Raw genomic sequence first — 20,395 nt, 5'->3', positions numbered from 1 at the left:
GGGGTGTGTGCCGGCGCTCCCGGAAGGGCCTGACGTACGGGCCTTCCCGGTGCGTCGCTCCCGACCTCTGTCGAGGCTCCGGCTCTGGCTATAGTGTCAACAACATTGCCAGAGGGCCATATCCGCGACCGTGCCGAGGTCTCGACAAAGGAGCGCATCGTCATGTGGACGCTTTCGGGATTCTCCGACGAGATCTCACCCGACCTGCAGGAGCAGTGCGAGCTGGTCTCCCGGCTCGGGCTCTCGTACCTGGAGTTTCGCAGTGCGTGGCGGACCAACGTCCTCGACCTGGACGACGACCAGCTCGCGCGAGCCAGGCAGATCCTCGACTCGCACGGCCTGAAGGTGTCCAGCATCGGCTCGCCGATCGGCAAGATCCGCATCGACGAGCCGTTCGAGCCGCACGTGGCGCGGGCGCAGCACGCGGTGCAGGTCGCACACCACTTCGGGGCCAGGTACATCAGGGTCTTCTCGTTCTTCATCAGCCCCGGTGACGACCCCGACGTCCACCGCGACGAGGTGCTGCGCCGGATGCGGGTGCTGGCACAGGTCGCGGCCGAGGGCGACGTGGTGATGCTCCACGAGAACGAGAAGGAGATCTACGGCGACATCCCGCGCCGCTGCGTCGACATCCTCGAGTCCGTCGGCTCTCCGAACCTGCGGGCGGCCTGGGACGCCGCGAACTTCGTGCAGGTCGGGGTGCGCCCCTTCACCGAGGCGTACGCGCAGATCCGGCCGCTGCTCGAGTACGTCCAGATCAAGGACGCGCATCTGGCCACCGGCGAGGTCGTCGCCGCCGGCCGGGGTGACGGCGAGCTGGTCGAGACGATCCGCGCGCTGCGCGCGGACGGGTTCGACGGGTTCTTCTCGCTCGAGCCGCACCTGAGCCAGGCGCACGCGCTCGGCGGGTTCTCCGGCCCGGAGCTGTTCACCGAGGCGTTCAAGGCCTTCACCGGCCTGCTGCAGGCCGAGGGCATCGAGTACCGGTGACGGCCACCGAGCAGCCGGGCGGGGCCACGACCGGCACACGGCCGCGTCGGGCGGCGGTCGTCGGCTGCGGCGACGTGGCCACCGTCCACCTCGAGGCGATCGAGGCCATCGCCGGGATCGAGCTGGTGGCGGTCTGCGACAGTGACCCCGAGACGCTGGCCGGCGCCGTTGCCGCGCAAGGCGTCCCGGGCTTCGCCGACGTCGAGGCGATGGTCCGTCAGGTGCGGCCGGACGTGGTCCACGTGTGCACCCCGCACGACGAGCACGTGCCGGTGGCTCTGGCCTGCCTCGACCTGGACACGCCCGTGCTCGTCGAGAAGCCGCTGGCCCACACGGTCGCCGCCGCCGAGCAGCTGGTCCGGGCGGCCGAGACCGGCTCGACGAAGGTGGGCGTGTGCCTGCAGAACCGCTACAACACCACCGCGCAGGCCGCCCGCGCGGTGCTCGACTCCGGTGAGCTGGGCCGGGTCGTCGGCGCCACGGCGACGGTCATGTGGACCCGCGCGCCCGAGTACTACCGGGTCAAGCCGTGGCGCGGCAGGTGGGACCGGGCCGGCGGCGGCCTGCTGATCAACCAGGCCCTGCACACGATCGACCTGCTGCAGTGGCTGCTCGGCGAGGTCGTCGAGGTGTCCGGCCGGGCCGCGACCCGCCTGTACGGCGACGTCATCGAGGTCGAGGACACCGCCGAGATGGTGCTGCACCACGACGGTGGCGCGCGCAGCGTGTTCTTCGGCACCCTGTGCGCCGTCGCCAACCACCCGGTGACGCTGCAGGTGACCGCCGAGCACGGCACCCTGTCGCTGAACCGGGACCTGAGGATCGCCTACGCCGACGGCCGGGTCGAGCACGTCACCGAGCGGGCCGCCCCGTCGGCCGGGCGCACCTACTGGGGCGTCTCGCACGAGGTGCTGATCGCCGACTTCTACGACCGGCTCGACGACCCGGAGCCGTTCTGGATCAGCCCGGCCGAGGCGCTGAAGTCCCTGCGGATCGTCACCGACGTCTACGCCCAGTCGCGTGCCACGCCACCGGCCGGCGGGTCGTGACGGCCGACGCGGCACGATGCCGGACCGGCGTCGAGCTCGAAACCTGTCGAACTCGAGACACAGAGTCGATCGAACTCGCGAACAGAAGGGGATGTGATGGCAACCATCGGGGTCCAGATGATGATGCTGCGCTCCAAGGTCGAGCAGGCGGGGCCCTACGAGACGCTGCGGCGCCTGACCGAGATCGGCTTCCGAGCCGTCGAGGTCTCGCAGATCCCCATGACGCCGGAGAACGTCGCGCAGATGCGGCGCGCGCGCGACGACCTCGGCGTCGACTTCGGGGCCCTGTCGGCAGCGGTCCAGGCGCCGGAGGGGGCGCCGAACGACTCGCTGACGAGCCACTTCGACAAGGTGGTCGGCGACGCCCGCACACTGGGCGCGGACATGGTGCGCATCGGGATGATGCCGTTCGAGGCGATGGCCTCGTACGACGAGCTGCTGCGGTTCTGCCGGCAGGCCGACGAGATCGCCGCGCGGCTGGCCGACGCCGGGATCGGGCTGTACTACCACAACCACCACATCGAGTTCGCCAAGGTCGCCGGCGTGCAGGTCCTCGACATCATCCGCGAGCAGGCGCCGAACCTGCGCCTCGAGATCGACGTGCACTGGGTGCAGCGCGGCGGTCGTGACCCCGTGCGGACGCTGCAGAAGTACGCCGGGCTCGTCGACCTCGTCCACCTCAAGGACTACCGGATCGGGCCGATGGACCCCGCGGCGTTCGACGCGCTCCGGGCCGGTGACGTCGCGGCCTTCATGTCCGCCTTCACCGGCATCGTGCAGTTCGCCGAGGTCGGGGAGGGCACGCTCGACTGGCCCGAGATCATCGACACCGCCATCGCCGCCGGGGCGAAGTACCTGTTCATCGAGCAGGACGACCAGTACGGGCGCGACCCGTTCGACTGTCTCGTGACCTCCCGGGAGAACCTCGTCGCGGCGGGCTACGAAGCGCTGTTGTGAGCGGGTGAGCCAGGTCCCGCCAGCGCGCGAGGGCGTCCACGAGCCGCTGCCCAAGCGCGCGGTGGTGGGCTACGCCTCCGGCGACTTTGCCAACAACCTCGCCTTCTCGCTCGGCACGTCCTTCCTGCTCTACTACTACACCGACGTGGCCGGCCTGTCGGCGGCGGCCGTGGCGACGATGTTCCTCGTCGTGCGCCTCTGGGACGCCGTGGCCGACGTGGCCGCCGGCCGCCTGGTCGACCGGACCATGACCAGGTGGGGCAAGTTCCGCCCGTTCATCCTCTTCGGCGCGGTGCCCCTGCTGCTGCTCAGCTTCCTCACCTTCCACGTGCCCGCCTCGTTCGACTTGGGTACCAAGCTGCTCTACGCGTACCTGACCTATGCCGTCCTGGGCCTGGCCTACTCCCTGGTCAACATCCCGTACGGTTCGCTCGCCTCGGCGATGACCCAGTCGGTGCGCGAGCGGGCCAGGCTCGTCGCTGCCCGGTTCTTCGGCGCCGCGGCGGGCGGCATCGTGCTGACCTACGTGATCGCCCCGCAGATCTCCGCCCTGAAGGCGCAGCGCGGCACGCTGACCCCGGGCCGCTACCAGGCGCAGGTGCAGGCCGTCTTCACGCACACCACCCTCGCCTTCGTGCTCGTCGGCACCGGCGCCTACCTGCTGACCTTCCTCTGGTGCCGGGAGCAGGTGGTGCGCACCCAGCCGCGGGTCTCGCTGCGCGAGACCTGGCAGACCCTGCGCCACAACACCGCGCTCGCCCTGCTCTGCGCGGCGAGCTTCTGCTACCTGACCGGGTTGTTCGCGGTCGGCGGCGCCTCGGCCTACTACGCCCAGTACGTCATGGGCGACATCAGGTGGATGGGCCCGATCGTGCTGGTGAACAGCGGCATCTCGATCGTGGCCGCGCCCTTCATCCCGTCGGCGGTCGAGCGGTGGGGCAAGACGGCGCTGTTCCAGTGGTGCGGCCTGTTCACCGTCGCCGGCGGCGTCGCACTCTTCCTCACCCCGGCCGGTGCGGTCGCTCCGGCGCTGGTCTTCCTCGGGGTCAAGGGGATCGGCGCGGCGCTGATCAACACGGTGATGTTCGGCCTCGAGGCCGACACGGTCGAGTACGGCGAGTGGAAGTCCGGCAAGCGGTCCGAGGGGGCGACCTACGCGATCTTCTCGTTCACCCGCAAGATCACCCAGTCGATCGGTGGCGCTCTCGGCGCCGCGGCGCTCGCCCTCGGCGGTTACCTGTCCGCCACGGCGGCCGTGCCCGACCCGGTCCAGCCGGAGTCGGCCGTCACCGCGATCCGGGTCACGATGGGTCTGATCCCCGCGGTCGCCGCGCTCGTCGCGATGGCGGTGTTCTGGCGGTACCCGCTGACCGACCGGCGGTTCCGCGAGATCCGCGACGAGACCGAGGCCCGCAAGGCGGCCCGGGGACGGGCGACCGCCTCCGACGGCCGGGCCGTCGACTGACGGGAGCACGGTGTCCGTCGGCCGCCGGGCGCGCGGATCCGGGCGCAGCGCACCCGCCCCCCGCGTGCGGCCGGGCTGCCAGGGGTTTTCGTCGGGCGAGCATCTCGTCGAGCACCCGCCCCGCGCGTGCGGCCGGGCTCGCGCCGGAGTGGGCTGAGCGGCATACGGGAGGGCTGTAGTTGAGTGGAATAGGCTCAACTTTGACATGGTTGTATCGACTGATCTCGTCCCTTGACCAGGAGGACCCATGGACCTTCAGCTGACCAACAAGGCCCAGGAGGCGTTGGCGCAGGCCGCCACGACCGCGGCGGCAAAGCACTCGCCCAACGTCGAGCCGGCCCACCTGCTGCTCGCGCTGACCGCCCAGCAGGGCACGACCACCCCCACGCTGCTCGAGAAGGCGGGCTCGTCGGTGGCCGCGGCGCGCACCACGGCCGAGCGGGCGATGGCGGCGCTGCCGCAGGTGACCGGGGGCGCGCAGCCGCAGCTGTCGCGCACGACCGCCGCGGTGATCCAGCAGGCCCAGCAGTACATGACGGCGATGGGCGACAGCTACGTCTCGACCGACCACCTGCTGCTCGCGCTCGCCCGCAGCGGCCAGTTCGGTCTGGACGCCGACGCCATCGAGCAGGCCATCCCGGAGCTGCGAGGCGGCCGACCGGTCACCTCCGAGAACCCCGAGGGCACCTTCGAGGCGCTGAAGAAGTACGGCACCGACCTGACCGAGATGGCCCGGGAGGGCCGGCTCGACCCGGTGATCGGCCGCGACACCGAGATCCGCCGGGTCGTGCAGGTGCTGTCCCGGCGGACCAAGAACAACCCGGTGCTGATCGGCGAGCCGGGCGTCGGCAAGACCGCCGTCGTCGAGGGCCTCGCCCAGCGGATCGTGGCCGGCGACGTGCCGGAGAGCCTGCGCGACAAGCGCCTGATCAGCCTCGACCTCGGGGCGATGCTCGCCGGCGCGAAGTACCGCGGCGAGTTCGAGGAGCGGCTCAAGGCCGTGCTCGAGGAGATCAAGGGCTCCGACGGGCAGGTCGTCACCTTCATCGACGAGATCCACACGGTCGTCGGCGCCGGCGCCGGCAGTGAAGGCGCCATGGACGCCGGCAACATGCTCAAGCCGATGCTCGCCCGGGGCGAGCTGCGGCTGGTCGGGGCCACGACGCTCGACGAGTACCGCGAGCACGTCGAGAAGGACGCGGCGCTCGAGCGGCGGTTCCAGCAGGTCTTCGTCGGCGAGCCCTCCGTCGAGGACACCATCGCGATCCTGCGTGGCCTCAAGGAGCGCTACGAGGCGCACCACAAGGTGACCATCGCGGATGCCGCTCTGGTGGCCGCCGCGTCGCTGTCCGACCGTTACATCTCCGGCCGGCAGCTGCCGGACAAGGCGATCGACCTGATCGACGAGGCCGCCTCCCGGCTGCGCATGGAGATCGACAGCTCGCCGGTCGAGATCGACGAGCTGCAGAGGGCCGTCGACCGGCTCAGGATGGAGGAGTTCGCCCTGCAGCAGGAGACCGACGAGGCCTCGCGGGAACGGCTGGCCCGGCTGCGCGAGGACCTGGCCAACCGGTCCGAGGAGCTGGCCGCCCTCACCGCGCGCTGGGAGGCCGAGAAGGCCGGCCTGAACGTGGTCGGCGACATCAAGGCGCAGATCGACGACCTGCGCACCCAGGCCGACCGGCTGCAGCGCGAGGGCGACCTCGGGGGCGCCTCGAAGCTGCTCTACGGCGACATCCCGGCGCTCGAGAAGCAGCTTCGTGCGGCCCAGGAGCGCGAGGGTGCCGACGCACCCTCCGGCGACGGGCCGATGGTCAAGGACGAGGTCGGGGCCGACGACGTGGCCGACGTCATCTCGTCGTGGACCGGCATCCCCGCAGGGCGGCTGCTCGAGGGAGAGACCGAGAAGCTGCTGCACATGGAGCAGGTCATCGGGGCGCGGCTGGTCGGCCAGACCGAGGCGGTCCGCGCCGTCTCCGACGCCGTCCGCCGGACCCGCGCGGGCGTGTCCGACCCCGACCGGCCAACCGGCTCGTTCCTGTTCCTCGGGCCCACGGGCGTCGGCAAGACCGAGCTGGCGAAGTCGCTGGCCGACTTCCTGTTCGACGACGAGCGGGCCATCGTCCGGATCGACATGTCCGAGTACTCCGAGCGGCACGCGGTGGCGCGGCTGATCGGCGCGCCTCCCGGCTACGTCGGCTACGAGGAGGGCGGCCAGCTCACCGAGGCCGTGCGGCGCCGGCCCTACTCGGTGGTGCTGCTCGACGAGGTGGAGAAGGCCCACCCGGAGACGTTCGACATCCTGCTGCAGGTGCTCGACGACGGGCGCCTGACCGACGGCCAGGGCCGCACCGTCGACTTCCGCAACGTCATCCTGGTGCTGACCTCCAACCTCGGGTCGCAGTTCCTCGTCGACCCGCTGCTGTCCGACGAGCAGAAGCGCGCCTCGGTCATGGCCGCGGTGCGGGCAGCCTTCAAGCCGGAGTTCCTGAACCGGCTCGACGAGGTCATCGTCTTCGATGCGCTCTCGCAGGAGGACCTGGCCCACATCGTCGACCTGCAGGTGCGCCTGTTCGGGTCCCGGCTGCGCGACCGTCGGATCGTGCTCGAGGTCACCGACGCGGCGCGTGCCTGGCTGGCCGAGCGCGGCTACGACCCCGCGTACGGCGCCCGGCCGCTGCGTCGGCTGGTGCAGCGCGAGATCGGCGACCGGCTCGCCCGGTCGCTGCTGGCCGGCGAGGTGCGCGACGGGCAGACCGTCACCGTCGACGTGGACCCCACCGGCGGTGCGCTGACGCTGGGCTGATGCGGGGCTGACGGTCTGAGTCCGTCCCTCGGGCCCGTCCCCTACTCATCGAGAGTGCACGTTTCCTCGTCGAGAGTGCACCTTTCGGCATCGAGAGTGCACGATTCCTCGTCGAGAGTGCACCTTTCGGCATCGAGCGGTCCCGGCCGTCGGCCTCTCACGGAGTGGCGCCGGACTTTCACCGATCCTCGGACGTGTCTCGTTCCGAGCGATCAGCTCGACACACACGATCCTGACGACCGACCCGCACTGCGCACCGACCGCCGGTCGCATCGTCCGGGAGTACCTGGCCGAGCTGGACCGCGCCGTCTCCCGCTTCCGTCCGGACTCCGAGGTGTCGCTCCTCGCGGCGCGTGCCCAGACCGGGCCGGCGTCTGCCTTCATCTCACCGGTCCTCGCCGACCATCTCGGCACCGCGCTCCGAATGAATGGCACGCATGACCGGCGGCCTCGTCGACGCGCCGTGGGTCGGTCCGGCCGACGGCGGCGGCGTGCCAGAGCGCAGCCGTTCGATTCGAGAGTGCACTCCTCCTGATCGAGAGCGCAGTGAACTGCACTGTCGATCGGGGTTGCTGCACTGTCGATGGAGTCAGGCTGTCGATCGGGGTTGCTGCACTGTCGAGGGAGTCAGGCTGTCGATCGGGGTTGCTGCACTGTCGAGGGAGTCAGGGACGTGGGTCCGCGGGATGGTCTGGGTGGTCTGGGTTCGCCGGGTGGGCGGGGTCCGGCCCTCCGGCGCTGTCGTCCACCCACTGCGCGGTGCCCTCGGCGACACTGCCCTTGGCGCGGCCGGTCACGACGTCGGCCACGGACGGGCGCACCTGCGAGCGCCACTCGGTCTCGCGCCGGTCGAGGTGCTGCTCGCGGAGGTCCAGCTGGTCCTGCCGGGCGACCAGCGCCTTGTCGCGGGCGACCAGCTCGGCCTCGCGCCGCTTCAGGTCCTCGTCCCGGACCCCGCCCTCCTGCATGCGTCGTTCGTGCTCGGTGCGCTCGGCGCTCGCCGCCCGTTCCACGTCGGCCAGGCGCTCCTCCTCGCGCTGTTGGCGCCGGATCCGCGTGCGGTGCCGCGCCCGGCCGGCGATGGCGGCCCATCCGAGGCAGAAGAGCAGGACGGCCACGCCGCCGACGATGACCAGCTCGAGCGCGGACGCGTCCCGCTGCAGGCCGAAGGCGTCCACGTGCACGGGACCGGCCGCACCTTTGGCGGCGACGATCGACACGGCGCCCACCAGGACGCCCAGGGCCATCAGGATGAGGCCGGCCAGGACCATGCCGTCTCCCTCCAGGCGTCTGCACCAACGGGTGTCTCGTGTGACGAGCCTAGCGACCCGTCGTACCGGCTGACCGGCCGCCGGTGGCGACCGGCCCCGAGCCCTCGCCGCGCGGCACCGCCCGTGTGCACCGCGAGTGGCAGGATGACGAGAACAAGCCACGATCTGGAGGTCAACGATGAACGCTGGGTCCCAGGCGGTCTTCCGGACGGAACTCACGCCACTCTCGCTGCTCGCCCGCTCGGCGGACGTCTTCCCGGACAAGGACGCTGTCGTGTATCGCGACCGCAGACTCACCTACCGCGAGTTCGCGGCAGCAGCGACGCGGTTGGCTCGCGCCCTGCAGGCGTCCGGGATCGAGCCTGGCGACCGCGTGGCCTACCTCATGCCGAACCTGCCCGAGCTGCTCATCGCCCATTTCGGGGTTCCGCTCGCCGGGGCCGTGCTGGTGTCCATCAACACCAGGCTGTCGCCGGAGGAGGTCGCCTACATCCTGGAGCACTCGGGCGCACGCATTCTCGTCGTCGATGCCGAGCTCGCGGTCCCGCTCGGGACTCTGGGCTTCCAGCTGCCCGAGTCGGTCGAGGAGGTCGTGACGGTCACCGACCCGGCCGCTCCCGGCCCGGACACCCCCGCCCTGACCGGCCCCGACTACGACGGGCTGCTGGCCCGCGGCACGGACGAGCCGCTCCCGTGGACGGTCCCTGACGAGACCGCGATGATCACGCTCAACTACACGTCCGGGACGACCGGCCGACCCAAGGGCGTCATGTACCACCATCGGGGCGCCTACCTGAACTCGCTCGGCGAGCAGATCCACTCGGGGTTCGGCACGGACAGCGTCTACCTGTGGACCCTGCCGATGTTCCACTGCAACGGCTGGTGCACCACCTGGGGGGTGACCGGCGCGGGTGGGACCCACGTATGCCTGCGGTCGGTCGACGCCGCCGAGATCTGGCGGCTCATCGACACGGAAGGGGTCACCCACCTGGACGGTGCCCCGGTCGTGATGAGCACGATCGCGAACCATCCCGGCGCCCACCCGCTCGAGCGCCCGGTCGTGGTGACGACGGCCGGCGCGGCGCCGAGCCCGACGATCATCGAGCAGATGGCGCGCCTCGGCGCCACGATCGTGCATGTCTACGGCCTCACCGAGACGTACGGGCCGTACGCCATCTGCGAGCGACAGCCCGGCTGGTCCGAGCTCGAGGTCGCGGAGCTTGCCCGGTTGATGTCCCGGCAGGGGGTCGGCATGGTGTGCGCCGACCGGATCCGCGTGGTCGACGAGGCCATGGACGACGTTCCCGGCGACGCCCTGACGATGGGTGAGATCGTGATGCGCGGCAACAACGTCATGACCGGCTACTTCAACGACCCGGAGGCGACGGCCACGGCGTTCCGGGGTGGGTGGTTCCATTCCGGAGACCTCGGGGTGCTGCATCCGGACGGCTATGTCGAGCTGCGCGACCGCGCCAAGGACATCGTCGTGTCGGGTGGGGAGAACATCTCGACCGTCGAGGTCGAACGGGCCCTGCTCTCGCACCCCGCGGTCCTCGAGGCGGCTGTCATCGGCGCCCCCGACGACAAGTGGGGTGAGCGTCCCAAGGCCTTCGTCGTGGTCCGGGCCGGCCAGACCGTCGAGCCGGCGGCGCTGGTCGAACACGTCCGCAACCAGATCGCCCACTTCAAGGCGCCGCGAGAGGTCGAGATCATCCCCGAGCTGCCCAAGACCTCGACCGGCAAGATCCAGAAGTACAACCTGCGCGAGCGGGAGTGGGCCGGCCACACCAGCCGGATCAAGGGGTGACCGGGCCCCGCATGAAGGCTCCCTGACCGACACCGAAGTCCGGGTCCGGTGGCCGGCATCGGCGCGCCCTGGCCGACCGGTCAGTTCGTGACGTCCTTCCCGGCGAACCGGGCCCAGGCGAGCAGCCAGAAGACGACCGCGTAGCCGAGGTCGACCAGCAGGCCCGGCCCGATGGTGTCCAGGAACGGAGGGTCGCGCAGCAGGTCGACGAACGCCATCCACCGGTCGACCAGCAGCCAGGGGTGCAGCCAGTCCAGCTGCGGCACCGTGTCGAGGATCCAGGACAGGATCGTGAAGATCATCAGGGCGACCGTGGCCGCGAGCGGCTGCTCGGTCAGGGTCGAGATGAACAGGCCGACGGCGGCCAGGGCGGCCAGGCCCGCCGCGAGGTAGAGGCTGACCAGCACCACCCGCCACACCGCGCTGCCGAACGGCAGTGCGGTGCCGGAGAGCGTGGGCAGCGGCCCGGTGCCGAAGATCGCGATGCCGACGATCGCACCCGGCACGACGATGACCGCGACCCCCCAGAGCGCCCCGACGCAGAGCGAGACGTACTTGGTCACGAGCAGGCGGGTGCGCCCGACCGGCACCGTGAGCAGGTAGCGCAGGGTGCCGGTGTGTGCCTCGCCCGCGACGGCGTCGCCGGACAGCATCGCGATCGCGAGCGGCAGGAACAGGCCCACCTCGGCGCCGAGCGCCGCGAGCGGGACGAACAGCCCGTTCGCGGTGATCGACCCGAACAGGTCCGGTCCGCCCTGGTCGCCGGGCGAGCTGAGCTTCACGGCGACGGCCATGAGCACCGGGACCGCGGCGAGCACGAGCAGCCCCATCTGGTTGCGCCGGCGGCCGGCGATCAGGCGCAGCTCGGAGCGCAGCAGCCGCAGGTGGCGCGACCAGGTGCCCGGTCCGGAGCCCACCGGGGATGCCGCCGCCGGGACGTCCCGCGCGCCGGGCCTCCTGCCGGCCCCCGGGTCGGCACCACCGGCCGGGTCAGCCGCTGACATCGAAGCCCTCCCCGGTCAGCGAGACGAACAGGTCCTCGAGGCTGCGGCGCGACACCGTGAACTCCCGCACCCCGACGCCGTCGGTGACCAGCGCGGCGACGATCCGCTCGGGCTCCACCTCGCCGGGGTCGGCCCGCACCCCACCGGGAACGCGCTCGATGCCGCCGAGCCCCAGACGGGTCAGCACCCCGACCGCCTCCGTGGCCTGCCGGGTGCGGACGAACGCGACCGATGCGCCGCCGCCGCGCACCTCTGCGACGGGGCCCTGGGCGACGAGCCGGCCCTCGCTCATCACCCCGAGGTGGGTGCACATCTGCTCGACCTCGGCGAGCAGGTGGCTGGAGACGAAGACCGTCGTGCCGTCCGAGGCCAGGTCGCCCACGAGATGCCGCACCTCGCGAGTCCCTTGCGGGTCGAGGCCGTTCGTCGGCTCGTCCAGCACCAGCAGGTCCCGTGGCATGAGCAGGGCAGCGGCGATGGCGAGTCGCTGGCGCATCCCGAGCGAGTAGGCGCGGTAGCGCTTGCCCGCGGCGGCCAGCAGCCCGACCCGGTCGAGCGCCGCGTCGATCCGGTGCCGGCTGGTGCGGGGGTCGGCCGTGAGGTCGGCCGAGTCGAGCCGCGCGAGGTTGCTCCGGCCGGACAGGTAGGGGTGGAACGCCGGCCCCTCGACGAGCGATCCCACCCTCGGCAGCACCCGCCGCGCCGCACCCGGCATCGGCTCGCCGAGCAGGCTGCTGGTGCCCGCCGACGGGCGTACCAGACCCAGCACCATCCGGATGGTCGTCGTCTTGCCCGAGCCGTTCGGTCCGAGGAAGCCGTACACACTGCCGTTCGGCACCGACAGCGCGATGCCGTCGACGGCGGCCTTGCCCCGGAACAGCTTGGTCAGCCCGCGCGTCTCGATCGCGGGACGCGGCCGGGGCGCGACGAGCGGTTGCGTCACGCCGCCGCCAGAGCGGCATACAGCCGGTCCGGTGCGACCGCGCCGACCGCCACCCGGCCGCTGTCGGAGAAGACGACCGAGAAGAGCGTGCCCTCGAGCAGCCGGCCCCGCCCCCAGCTGCCCATGACACGCGGCAGCGCGAAGCGTATGCCGTCCAGCCAGGCCCGTGGGTCACCGGCGGTGCCGCGGTCGGCAGCGTCGAGCGGAAGGCGCCCGACCAGGACCGTGCTCCAACCGGAGCCGACCACCTTGACCCCCTGCAACCCGCCGGGTGCGGTCGGGGCCGGGTTGGTGGTGCCCTTCCGCGGCGGAGCGGTCGGCAGCGTCACGGTGCCCTTGTCGGTGACGGTGGTGCCGGGTGGCGGGGTGAAGGCGAAGATGCTGGGGTCGGGACGACCGAAGTCGACCGAGGTGAACCCGACCTGGAAGGCCGGGTTGGCGAGCTTGGTCGAGTAGACCTGCACCCGCAGCGGGACATGGCGCTGCCCGTCGATCGCGATCCGGACCGAGGCGACCCGCGTGGCCGAGTCCTTCGGGGTCAGGACCAGCTCGTAGGCGGGGCGGCCGGCGACGGTGGCCGTGGCGCTGGTCGTGACGGTCGTGTCGGCTCCCATCATGGCCAAGGCCCGGCTTGCCGCCTGGCCCGGGGTGTGCGGCACCGTGGGCGACAGGTCCGCGGGGGGGCGGGCGTCCGGGCCGGGGGCCACCGGGTGCATCAGCGTGGGGATCCGGCGGTGGACCGCGGAGCGGTCCGCACTGGACCAGAGCCAGAGCTCGTGCCCGTCGCGGATCAGGTCGGTCTCGTTCGAGCCGTCGAGCAGCGCGAGCCGCTGCCGGCTCGGGCCGTCGAACCAGACCCGCCACGTGTGCGACCCGGTCAGCAGGGCGGCGATCGACAAGGTCCCGTCGCCGGAGGCGGGGCTGCTCGACCCGGCGGCAGGACCGGCGCCACCGGTCAGCCCGGGCAGCTGGGGCAGGCCGAGGTCGGCGGTCTGCACGACCGTCCCGGACAGGGCGTCCACGTCGGCCGAGCGGACGGCGGCGAGCAGCTGCGCGGCGGTGCGAGGGGGCAGGCCGGGGTCGGCGTCGGCCTGCTGGTTCGTGACCACCGCGGACGCGCCGATGACCCCCAATGCCGCCACGGGGACGACCCAGCGGGTCCACGGGTGCGCGCCGAAGAACGTCATGTCCTTATGGTGCGCCCTCGACGCCCCGGATCGGGAATCCGGATCGGCGCGGTTCCGGCCACGTGGCGAGCGCACCCGAGCCCAGCGGCATACCCTCTACCAATGCGAACGTCGGGCCGGGTCGTGGCCGCCCTCCTCAGCGGCCTGTGCCTGGTCGGGACGGCCGCCTGTACCGGCGACGCGACACCCCGACCGACCCAGCAGGCCGAGCTGACCCCGGCCCAGCGGCTCGCCGCCGCTCGCTCCGGCCTCGACGCCGCGACGTCGGTGCACGTGACCTTGACCAGCTCCGGCGTCCCCGACGACGCCAGCGGCCTGCTCGCCGGCGAGGGCTGGGGGGCCCACCCGCCGGCGTTCAAGGGCAGCTTCAAGATCGCCGTCGCCGGCGTGCCGGCCGACGCCGAGGTGACCTCGGTCGACGGCGAGGTCTGGGCCCGGCTGCCGTTCGTGCCGGGGATCCACCGGATCGACCCCGCCGACTACGGGCTTCCCGACCCGGGTCTGCTGCTCTCGCCGGACCGCGGCCTGACCACCCTGGTCACGGCGACCGGCGCACCGGTGCTGGGCGCGCAGACCCGTAGGGGCGCGGAGGTCCTCATGACGATCACCGGCGACCTGCCGGGCACCGCGGTGTTCGATCTGCTGCGCACCGGCGACAGGTCCGCTGCCTACCGCGCCACCTACCTGCTCACCGAGGCGAACCAGCTGCGCCAGGTCTCGATCGAGGGGCCCTTCTTCGAGGACGGCACGCCCTCGACGTACAGCCTCGTGCTGGACCGCTACGGCGAGCCGGTCACCATCACCAGACCCACCTGACCCGGTGCGTCCGTGACCGTCGCCCTCGGGACTGCCGGCTCGGAGCCGCGCCGCGCGCTGCTCGCGGTGGCGTCGGTCGCGGTGGCTCTCGCGGCGGCCGACAGCTACGTCGTCGTGCTGGCACTGACCGACATGATGGCCGGCGTCGGCATCGGGATCGAGGCGCTGCAGGAGGCCACCCCGATCATCTCGGGGTTCCTGCTCGGCTACGTCGCGGTGCTCCCGCTGGTCGGCCGGCTCTCGGACCTGCTCGACCGGCAGCGGGTCCTGCTCGCCTGCCTGGCGGTGTTCGTGGTCGGGTCGGCCGTGACCGCGCTCGCGGTCGACCTGTCGGTCCTCGTCGGCGGTCGCGTCCTGCAGGGCGTCGGCGGCGGGGGGCTGGTGCCCGCGACGCTGGCGCTCGTCGCCGACCTGTGGCCCGTCGGCGCGCGGGGCGCCCCGCTCGGTGTCGTCGGGGCGGTGCAGGAGCTCGGGTCGGTGCTCGGCCCGCTGCTCGGTGCCGCGATCCTGGCCTGGTCGGGGTGGCGGGCCATCTTCTGGGCCAACGTGGTGGCCGGGGTCATCCTGTATGCCGCTGTCCTGGCCTTCGGGGGCCGCCGAACCTCGGGTGTCCGGCGGGCCTCGGGTGTCCGGCGGGCCTCGGGCAGCGCGGCCGCCACGTCGGCCGGGCTCGGGCTGCTCCTCGGAGGCCTGGCGCTGGCCGCGCCCGAGCGGCTCGTCACCGACGTCACGCTCGGGGTGCCGTTCGTCCCGTTCGTCGGGCAGTCCCGGGTGCTGACCCCGGCCGGGCTGGTGTCACTCGGTCTCCTCGTGGTCGGGGCGGGCCTGACGGCGAGACGCTGGTGGCCGGTGCTGCGCCGAGCGGACCTGCTCGGGGCCGTGCTCGTCGCCGTCGCGCTGGGCGCGCTGGTGCTGAGCTTCGCGAGTGCCGACCCGGAGCGCGAGGTCGTCGGGTCGCTCGGGCTGGTCCTGCTCCCGGTCGGCGCGCTCGCCCTCGCCGTTCTGGCGTGGTGGCACCGCCGGGCCCCCAGCCCGCTCGTCCCCAGGGGCGTGGTCCACGGCCTGGGCCTGCGTGCCCAGGCCGTCAGCCTGCTGGTGGGCGCAGCCCTCGTCGCGGTGATCGTCGACGTCCCGCTGCTGGCCAGGCTCACCCTGTCCCGGGACGAGACCGGCGCGGCGCTCGTACTGGTCCGTTTCCTGCTCGCCGTCCCGGTCGGCGCGCTGCTCGGGGGCCTGGCTACTCGGCGGTTCGGCGACGGGCCTGTCGCCGCGGTCGGGTTGGCGCTCGCCGGCGCCGGCCTGGTGGCGATGTCACGGTGGGGACCGCACTCGCTGGACGACGCCGTGGGGGCAACGGTCGTGCTGGTCGTCGTCGGCCTGGGGATGGGGCTGGCGATCGCGCCGGTCAACGACGCCGCCCTGGCCGACGCGCCGCCGTCGGCGCACGGCGTCGCCAGTGCCCTGGTCGTCGTCGCCCGCATGGTGGGCATGATCGTCGGGCTCGCCCTGCTCACCTCGCTCGGGCTGCGGCGATACTACGAGGCGGTGCGCCGGCTGCCCGACCCGTTCGACACCGAGGCGCTCATCGGCGCCGGGGTCGTGCAGGTGCAGACGGTCCTGCTCGGCGGGGCGGTCGCGGCGCTGCTCGGTGCGGTGCTGGCGCTGACCCTCGGCACTACGGCATGGGCAGCACCGGCTCGCCGTCCAGGGTCCGGTTCATGATCCGCTTCCAGATCGGCGCGGCGTAGCAGGCTCCGGTCATCGACGCGCAGAACTTGCCGGCCATGGACACGTCGAACATCCGGCGCGTGGGGTCGGTCGGGTTGCCGACCCACACCGCGGTCGCCAGCTGCGGCGTGAAGCCGACGAACCAGGACTGGGAGTTGCCGTCCGCGGTCCCCGTCTTGCCGGCGGAGGGGCGGCCGTCGAGCTGGTTGCGGATGCCCGAGCCGTTGGTCATGTTGTACATGAGGTACTGCGTCGCCTGCTTCACCGGCCCGGACGGCTCGACCTGCTGGCACGACGGCTTCGGCTGCCACATCGGCTTGCCGCCGCGCAGCACCTCGGTGACCGGGTAGGTCTGGCAGAGCGTGCCGTCCGCGGCGATGGCGGCATACGCGTTGGCGAGCGTCTGCGGCGAGACCGTCTGGGCGCCCAGGATGACCTGCGGGGGGTACTTGCCGATCGGCGCGCCGTTCGCGTCGTGCATGCCGAAGGCGAGCATCGTGTCCCGGATGTGGCACACTCCGAGCCGTTCGGCCAGCGCCACGAAGGCGGTGTTGGTCGACATCGCGGTCGCGTTCATCAGCGACATGCGCCCGCCGCCCGGGGTGTCGTTGTAGACGTGCCACGGCTGGTAGAGGCCGCACGGCTGGGGGAACTGGTCGGGTGTGAACGTCGCGTAGTCGTGGGCGTCCGCGTGCGGGGCGTCGACCGTGGCGTGCAGCCCGAGGCCCTGCTTCATGGCGGTGACGAGCGCGAAGGCCTTTGCGGTGGAGCCGAACTGGAACCCGCCGGACCCGCCGTACGCCTTGTCGACCGAGTAGTCGATCGCGGTGACGCCCTTCTTCGAGGTCAGGCCGAACTGGGTGTTCTGGCCGAAGGCGAGGACCTTGCCGGTGCCCGGCTCGGTGACGTAGGCCGCGGCCGAGACGCCGATTCCGTTCCGCTCCGGAGCGACCTCGCGGATCGACTTGTCGACGATCTGCTGGACCTTGGGCTCGAGGGTGGTGCGGATGGTCAGCCCACCGCGGTAGAGCAGGTCGTGGCGGGCCTGTTCGGTCCGGCCCAGGGCGGGCTGCTGCATGAGCCAGGCGATGACGAACTGGCAGAAGTACGGATCCGGGGACGCCGCGCAGGTGCTCGGGGGCTCGGTGACGTGCAGGTCCTTCTTCATGGGGCGCCGCTTGGCCTTGGCCCACGCGGTGTCGCTGATGATCCCGAGCTCGTGCATCCGATCCAGCACGACGTCGCGACGGGCCTGGGCGGCCTTCGGGTGGTGCACCGGGTCGGTGGTGCTCGGGCTCTGGACCAGCCCGGCGAGGGTGGCGGCCTGGGTCAGGCTGAGCCGGCTGGCCGGGACGTCGAAGTAGTGCCGGGACGCGGCCTCGACGCCGTAGGCGCCGTCGCCGTAGTAGGCGATGTTGAGGTAGCCCTGCAGGATCTGGTCCTTGGTCCAGGTCTGCTCGAGCCCGATCGCGTAGCGCAGCTCGATCAGCTTGCGCACGAGGGTCTTGGCGGTGGCGGCCTGGGCGGCCTCGTCGTTGCCCGCCGCGAGGGCCTGGGCCTGCAGGCTCAGCTTGACGAACTGCTGCGTCAGGGTGGAGGCGCCCTGGGTCGCCGCCCCGGTGCGCAGGTTCTCCAGCAGCGCCCGCCCGATGCCCTCCGGGTCGACCGGCCCGTGTTCGTAGAACCGGCTGTCCTCGATGGCGACCTGGGCCTGGCGCATGATCGGGGCGACCTTGCTAAGCGGGACCACGATGCGGTACTCGTCCTGCGGGGTGGCGATGACCGAGCCGTCAGCAGCCAGGATCCGCGACCCCTGCGCGAGCGGGTTGACGGTGAACGAGCTCGGCAGCGAGTTGAACGCGTCGTCCCCGGCCTGCGCGAGCCGGCCGAGCGCGGCTACCGGCGGGGCGGCGACCCCGGCGGCGAGGACACCGAGCAGGACCGCCACGCCGACGAAGGCGGTCAGCAACGTGACGGTCCGGGTCGCTGCGTTCCGGTGAGCCATTCCCTCGACCGTAGGCCGACAGTCTGGACGTCTGCTGGACGTCCGAGGGCGCACGCCCGGCTAGGGTTGGGGGTCCGCCGACGGGAGGTCGGTTTCCGGATCCTGAGGAGTGACCATGTCGATGAACGCCGCGAAGGAGCGGGCCGCCGAGCAGGTGCGCACGGCCAAGAACCGGGCCGGGTTGACCTGGCGTGCGCTGGCCGAACACATCGACCGGCCGGTCGAGTGGACCACCGCGGCCCTGCTCGGGCAGCACCCGGTCGCCGAGCGGGACGCCGAGCGTCTCGGTGCGCTGCTGGACCTCGACGACGAGGCGGTCGCCGCATTGCAGGCGCAGCCCTACCGGACCGGGCTGGGCGACGCTGCGAACGACCCGACGATCTACCGCTTCCTGGAGGCCGTCGCTGTCTACGGCCCGACCATCAAGGAGCTGATCCACGAGGAGTTCGGCGACGGCATCATGAGCGCGATCAACTTCAAGATCGACGTCTCCCGTCGCGCTGACCCCGGCGGTGACCGGGTCGTCGTCACGTTCGACGGAAAGTTCCTCGACTACAGCTGGTGAGCGGGTCGGCCTGCACCTCGACCGGTCAGCTCACCCCGATGACGACCGGCGCGTGGTCGGAGGCGCCCTTGCCCTTGCGTTCCTCGCGGTCGATGGAGGCGCCGGTGACTCGTGCTGCGAGGGCGGGGGAGCAGAGCGCGAAGTCGATCCGCATGCCGCGCCGCTTCTGGAACGCGAGCCGCGTGTAGTCCCAGTAGGTGTAGACGCCCGGGCCTGGAAGGAACGGGCGCACCACGTCCGTGAAACCCGCGTCGAGCACGCCCTGGAACGCGGCCCGCTCACCCGGCGAGGTGTGGGTCTTGCCCTCGTAGTACTCGACGCTCCAGACGTCCTCGTCGAAGGGCGCGACGTTCCAGTCGCCGAGCAGCGCGATCTGGTCCGTGGGATCGGCCGCCAGCCAGGCCCGCCCGGCGGTCGTGAGGGCGGCGAGCCACTCGAGCTTGTAGGTCATGTGCGGGTCCTCGAGGGACCGCCCGTTGGGGATGTAGAGCGACCAGATGCGCACCCCATCGCACCGGGCCCCGAGCGCGCGGGCCTCCGGCGCGAGCGGGTCGCCCCAGCCCGGCATACCCTCGAACCCGGTGCGGACATCCTCGAGGCCGACGCGCGAGGCGATCGCCACGCCGTTCCACTGGTTGACCCCGTGCTGCACGACCTCGTAGCCCAGCCGGGTGAACCGGTCGAAGGGGAACTGGTCGTCGCGCGCCTTCGTCTCCTGGATCGCCAGGACGTCCACGTCGCTCCGCTCGAGGAACGCCGCGACCCGGTCGATCCGGGAGCGGATGGAGTTGACGTTCCAGGTGGCGATGCGCATGGCCCCCAACCATATTGCCCGGCAGGGCGCCTAGGGTGGCGGCATGCCACTGCCCAAGCCCACCGCCCTCGTCACCGGCGCAACGTCCGGGATCGGCCTCGAGTTCGCCCGCCAGCTCGCCGCCGGGGGCCACGACCTCGTGATCGTCGCCCGCGACACCGCTCGCCTCGAGCGCGTGGCCGCCGAGCTGACCGACAGGTATGCCGCCCACGTCGAGACGCTCCCGGCCGACCTCGCGGTGCGGGCCGAGCTGCAGCGGGTGGCCGACCGGCTGGCCGACCCGGACCGACCCGTGGACGTGCTCGTCAACAACGCCGGGTTCGCCCTGAAGGGCCGCTTCCTGCAGAACGACATCGCCGACGAGGAGCGGCACCTCGACGTCCTGGTGCGAGCCGTCCTGGTGCTGTCCCATGCGGGGGCGCAGGCGATGACGGCACGGGGGCGGGGCCGCATCGTCAACGTCTCGTCGGTCGCGGGGTTCATCGCCTCCGGGACGTACTCGGCCGCGAAGGCCTGGGTGACGACCTTCACCGAGGGTCTGGCGAGCGAGCTGGCCGGCACCGGGGTGACGGCGACGGCGCTCTGCCCGGGTTTCACGCACACCGAGTTCCACCAGCGGGCGGGGATCCGGATGGACTCGACGCCGGGGTTCATGTGGCTCGACGCTCGGCGCCTGGTCGCCGACGCGCTCGCGGATGTCGAGAAGGGCCGGGTCCTCTCGGTGCCGGGAGCGCAGTACAAGGCCATCGTCGGGCTGCTCCGTGTCGTGCCGAGATCGCTCGTACGCGCCCGGGCCCGGTAGGTCCAGGTCCACCGCCCGGAGCCCCGCTGACCGAGTCCCACTGACCGGCCCTCGGGAAGTGGGACCGGTTGCAGGTGTCGTGGGGTTGCACGGGTGCAGGCCTCGAGAGGTGGGACCGGTTGCAGGTGTCGTGGGCAGTGGCCTGTGGATGACGCCGGTGCCGCCAACTCGTCCTGGGCCACTCTG

16 protein-coding genes are annotated in these 20,395 nt (G+C 72.1%); 10 read left to right on the top strand and 6 right to left on the bottom strand.

What is annotated here, in order from left to right; all coding sequences use genetic code 11:
- The first annotated feature begins 162 nt into the window (after positions 1 to 162).
- The 5 genes from WMI84_RS04100 to clpB all read left to right on the top strand — a co-directional run bounded on the left by WMI84_RS04100 (position 163) and on the right by clpB (position 7,267).
- Positions 163 to 990: a sugar phosphate isomerase/epimerase family protein gene (locus WMI84_RS04100; RefSeq protein WP_347350739.1), complete on the top strand. Its 828-nt coding sequence runs from the start codon at positions 163 to 165 to the stop codon at positions 988 to 990.
- Positions 987 to 2,039 carry a Gfo/Idh/MocA family oxidoreductase gene (locus WMI84_RS04095; protein WP_347350738.1) on the top strand — a complete coding sequence of 351 codons (1,053 nt, stop codon included), beginning with the start codon at positions 987 to 989 and terminating at the stop codon, positions 2,037 to 2,039. Before WMI84_RS04100 ends, WMI84_RS04095 begins: the two co-directional genes overlap by 4 nt.
- A 96-nt stretch (positions 2,040 to 2,135) precedes the next feature.
- Positions 2,136 to 2,996, top strand: coding sequence for a sugar phosphate isomerase/epimerase (locus WMI84_RS04090; protein ID WP_347350737.1), 861 nt, complete (start codon positions 2,136 to 2,138; stop codon positions 2,994 to 2,996).
- A gap of 4 nt (positions 2,997 to 3,000) precedes the next feature.
- A complete protein-coding gene (locus WMI84_RS04085) occupies positions 3,001 to 4,461 on the top strand; it encodes a glycoside-pentoside-hexuronide (GPH):cation symporter (protein WP_347350736.1) in 1,461 nt (486 codons plus the stop codon).
- A 247-nt stretch (positions 4,462 to 4,708) separates the two neighbouring features.
- Positions 4,709 to 7,267, top strand: coding sequence for an ATP-dependent chaperone ClpB (clpB, locus tag WMI84_RS04080; RefSeq protein WP_347350735.1), 2,559 nt, complete (start codon positions 4,709 to 4,711; stop codon positions 7,265 to 7,267).
- A gap of 665 nt (positions 7,268 to 7,932) precedes the next feature.
- Here clpB and WMI84_RS04075 read toward each other — a convergent pair.
- On the bottom strand, positions 7,933 to 8,538 hold the full coding sequence (locus tag WMI84_RS04075) for a hypothetical protein (protein ID WP_347350734.1): 606 nt from the start codon (positions 8,536 to 8,538) through the stop codon (positions 7,933 to 7,935).
- A gap of 178 nt (positions 8,539 to 8,716) precedes the next feature.
- Between WMI84_RS04075 and WMI84_RS04070 the strand changes: the two genes are divergently transcribed.
- Positions 8,717 to 10,345 carry a long-chain-fatty-acid--CoA ligase gene (locus tag WMI84_RS04070; protein WP_347350733.1) on the top strand — a complete coding sequence of 543 codons (1,629 nt, stop codon included), beginning with the start codon at positions 8,717 to 8,719 and terminating at the stop codon, positions 10,343 to 10,345.
- A gap of 80 nt (positions 10,346 to 10,425) precedes the next feature.
- Here the strand turns inward: WMI84_RS04070 and WMI84_RS04065 are convergent, their stop codons facing one another.
- From WMI84_RS04065 to WMI84_RS04055, 3 genes are read right to left on the bottom strand one after another with little or no spacing between them, the layout of a single operon-like run.
- Positions 10,426 to 11,349 (bottom strand): ABC transporter permease subunit, encoded by a 924-nt coding sequence (locus WMI84_RS04065; protein ID WP_347350732.1) that lies wholly within the window; start codon positions 11,347 to 11,349, stop codon positions 10,426 to 10,428.
- Positions 11,336 to 12,292 (bottom strand): ABC transporter ATP-binding protein, encoded by a 957-nt coding sequence (locus WMI84_RS04060; protein ID WP_347350731.1) that lies wholly within the window; start codon positions 12,290 to 12,292, stop codon positions 11,336 to 11,338. The genes WMI84_RS04065 and WMI84_RS04060 overlap by 14 nt, the downstream gene beginning before the upstream one ends.
- The gene (locus WMI84_RS04055; protein WP_347350730.1) at positions 12,289 to 13,479 is read right to left on the bottom strand and encodes a hypothetical protein; all 1,191 of its coding nucleotides are present in this window, start codon (positions 13,477 to 13,479) and stop codon (positions 12,289 to 12,291) included. The genes WMI84_RS04060 and WMI84_RS04055 overlap by 4 nt, the downstream gene beginning before the upstream one ends.
- 102 nt (positions 13,480 to 13,581) lie before the next feature.
- Between WMI84_RS04055 and WMI84_RS04050 the strand changes: the two genes are divergently transcribed.
- Together WMI84_RS04050 and WMI84_RS04045 are read left to right on the top strand one after the other, a co-directional pair.
- Complete coding sequence (locus WMI84_RS04050; protein WP_347350729.1) at positions 13,582 to 14,295, top strand: LppX_LprAFG lipoprotein; 714 nt, start codon at positions 13,582 to 13,584, stop codon at positions 14,293 to 14,295.
- Between the two features lie 12 nt (positions 14,296 to 14,307).
- Positions 14,308 to 16,017: an MFS transporter gene (locus WMI84_RS04045; protein WP_347350728.1), complete on the top strand. Its 1,710-nt coding sequence runs from the start codon at positions 14,308 to 14,310 to the stop codon at positions 16,015 to 16,017.
- On the opposite strand, the gene WMI84_RS04040 is transcribed toward WMI84_RS04045, so the two are convergent.
- Positions 15,971 to 18,028: a transglycosylase domain-containing protein gene (locus WMI84_RS04040; RefSeq protein ID WP_347350727.1), complete on the bottom strand. Its 2,058-nt coding sequence runs from the start codon at positions 18,026 to 18,028 to the stop codon at positions 15,971 to 15,973. The two genes, WMI84_RS04045 and WMI84_RS04040, sit on opposite strands and share 47 nt — an antisense overlap.
- 115 nt (positions 18,029 to 18,143) lie before the next feature.
- Between WMI84_RS04040 and cynS the strand changes: the two genes are divergently transcribed.
- Positions 18,144 to 18,593 carry a cyanase gene (cynS, locus tag WMI84_RS04035; protein WP_347350726.1) on the top strand — a complete coding sequence of 150 codons (450 nt, stop codon included), beginning with the start codon at positions 18,144 to 18,146 and terminating at the stop codon, positions 18,591 to 18,593.
- 25 nt (positions 18,594 to 18,618) lie between these two features.
- Here the strand turns inward: cynS and WMI84_RS04030 are convergent, their stop codons facing one another.
- Positions 18,619 to 19,407, bottom strand: coding sequence for an exodeoxyribonuclease III (locus WMI84_RS04030; protein ID WP_347350725.1), 789 nt, complete (start codon positions 19,405 to 19,407; stop codon positions 18,619 to 18,621).
- A gap of 43 nt (positions 19,408 to 19,450) precedes the next feature.
- On the opposite strand from WMI84_RS04030, the gene WMI84_RS04025 reads away from it, so the two are divergent.
- The gene (locus tag WMI84_RS04025) at positions 19,451 to 20,209 is read left to right on the top strand and encodes an SDR family oxidoreductase (protein WP_347350724.1); all 759 of its coding nucleotides are present in this window, start codon (positions 19,451 to 19,453) and stop codon (positions 20,207 to 20,209) included.
- Positions 20,210 to 20,395: the final 186 nt, after the last annotated feature.

The organism is Intrasporangium sp., from assembly GCF_039812505.1.
Classification (GTDB): domain Bacteria; phylum Actinomycetota; class Actinomycetes; order Actinomycetales; family Dermatophilaceae; genus Intrasporangium_A.
This window is presented reverse-complemented; position numbering and strand designations above follow the sequence as displayed.

Bases quoted from the DNA above. Each gene is read 5' to 3' on its own strand.
- WMI84_RS04100 (WP_347350739.1), top strand. From the start codon at position 163: ATGTGGACGCTTTCGGGATTCTCCGACGAGATCTCACCCGACCTGCAG.
- WMI84_RS04090 (WP_347350737.1), top strand. From the start codon at position 2,136: ATGGCAACCATCGGGGTCCAGATGATGATGCTGCGCTCCAAGGTCGAG.
- clpB (WP_347350735.1), top strand. From the start codon at position 4,709: ATGGACCTTCAGCTGACCAACAAGGCCCAGGAGGCGTTGGCGCAGGCC.
- WMI84_RS04075 (WP_347350734.1), bottom strand. From the start codon at position 8,538: ATGGTCCTGGCCGGCCTCATCCTGATGGCCCTGGGCGTCCTGGTGGGC.
- WMI84_RS04070 (WP_347350733.1), top strand. From the start codon at position 8,717: ATGAACGCTGGGTCCCAGGCGGTCTTCCGGACGGAACTCACGCCACTC.
- WMI84_RS04065 (WP_347350732.1), bottom strand. From the start codon at position 11,349: ATGTCAGCGGCTGACCCGGCCGGTGGTGCCGACCCGGGGGCCGGCAGG.
- WMI84_RS04055 (WP_347350730.1), bottom strand. From the start codon at position 13,479: ATGACGTTCTTCGGCGCGCACCCGTGGACCCGCTGGGTCGTCCCCGTG.
- WMI84_RS04050 (WP_347350729.1), top strand. From the start codon at position 13,582: ATGCGAACGTCGGGCCGGGTCGTGGCCGCCCTCCTCAGCGGCCTGTGC.
- WMI84_RS04040 (WP_347350727.1), bottom strand. From the start codon at position 18,028: ATGGCTCACCGGAACGCAGCGACCCGGACCGTCACGTTGCTGACCGCC.
- cynS (WP_347350726.1), top strand. From the start codon at position 18,144: ATGTCGATGAACGCCGCGAAGGAGCGGGCCGCCGAGCAGGTGCGCACG.
- WMI84_RS04030 (WP_347350725.1), bottom strand. From the start codon at position 19,407: ATGCGCATCGCCACCTGGAACGTCAACTCCATCCGCTCCCGGATCGAC.
- WMI84_RS04025 (WP_347350724.1), top strand. From the start codon at position 19,451: ATGCCACTGCCCAAGCCCACCGCCCTCGTCACCGGCGCAACGTCCGGG.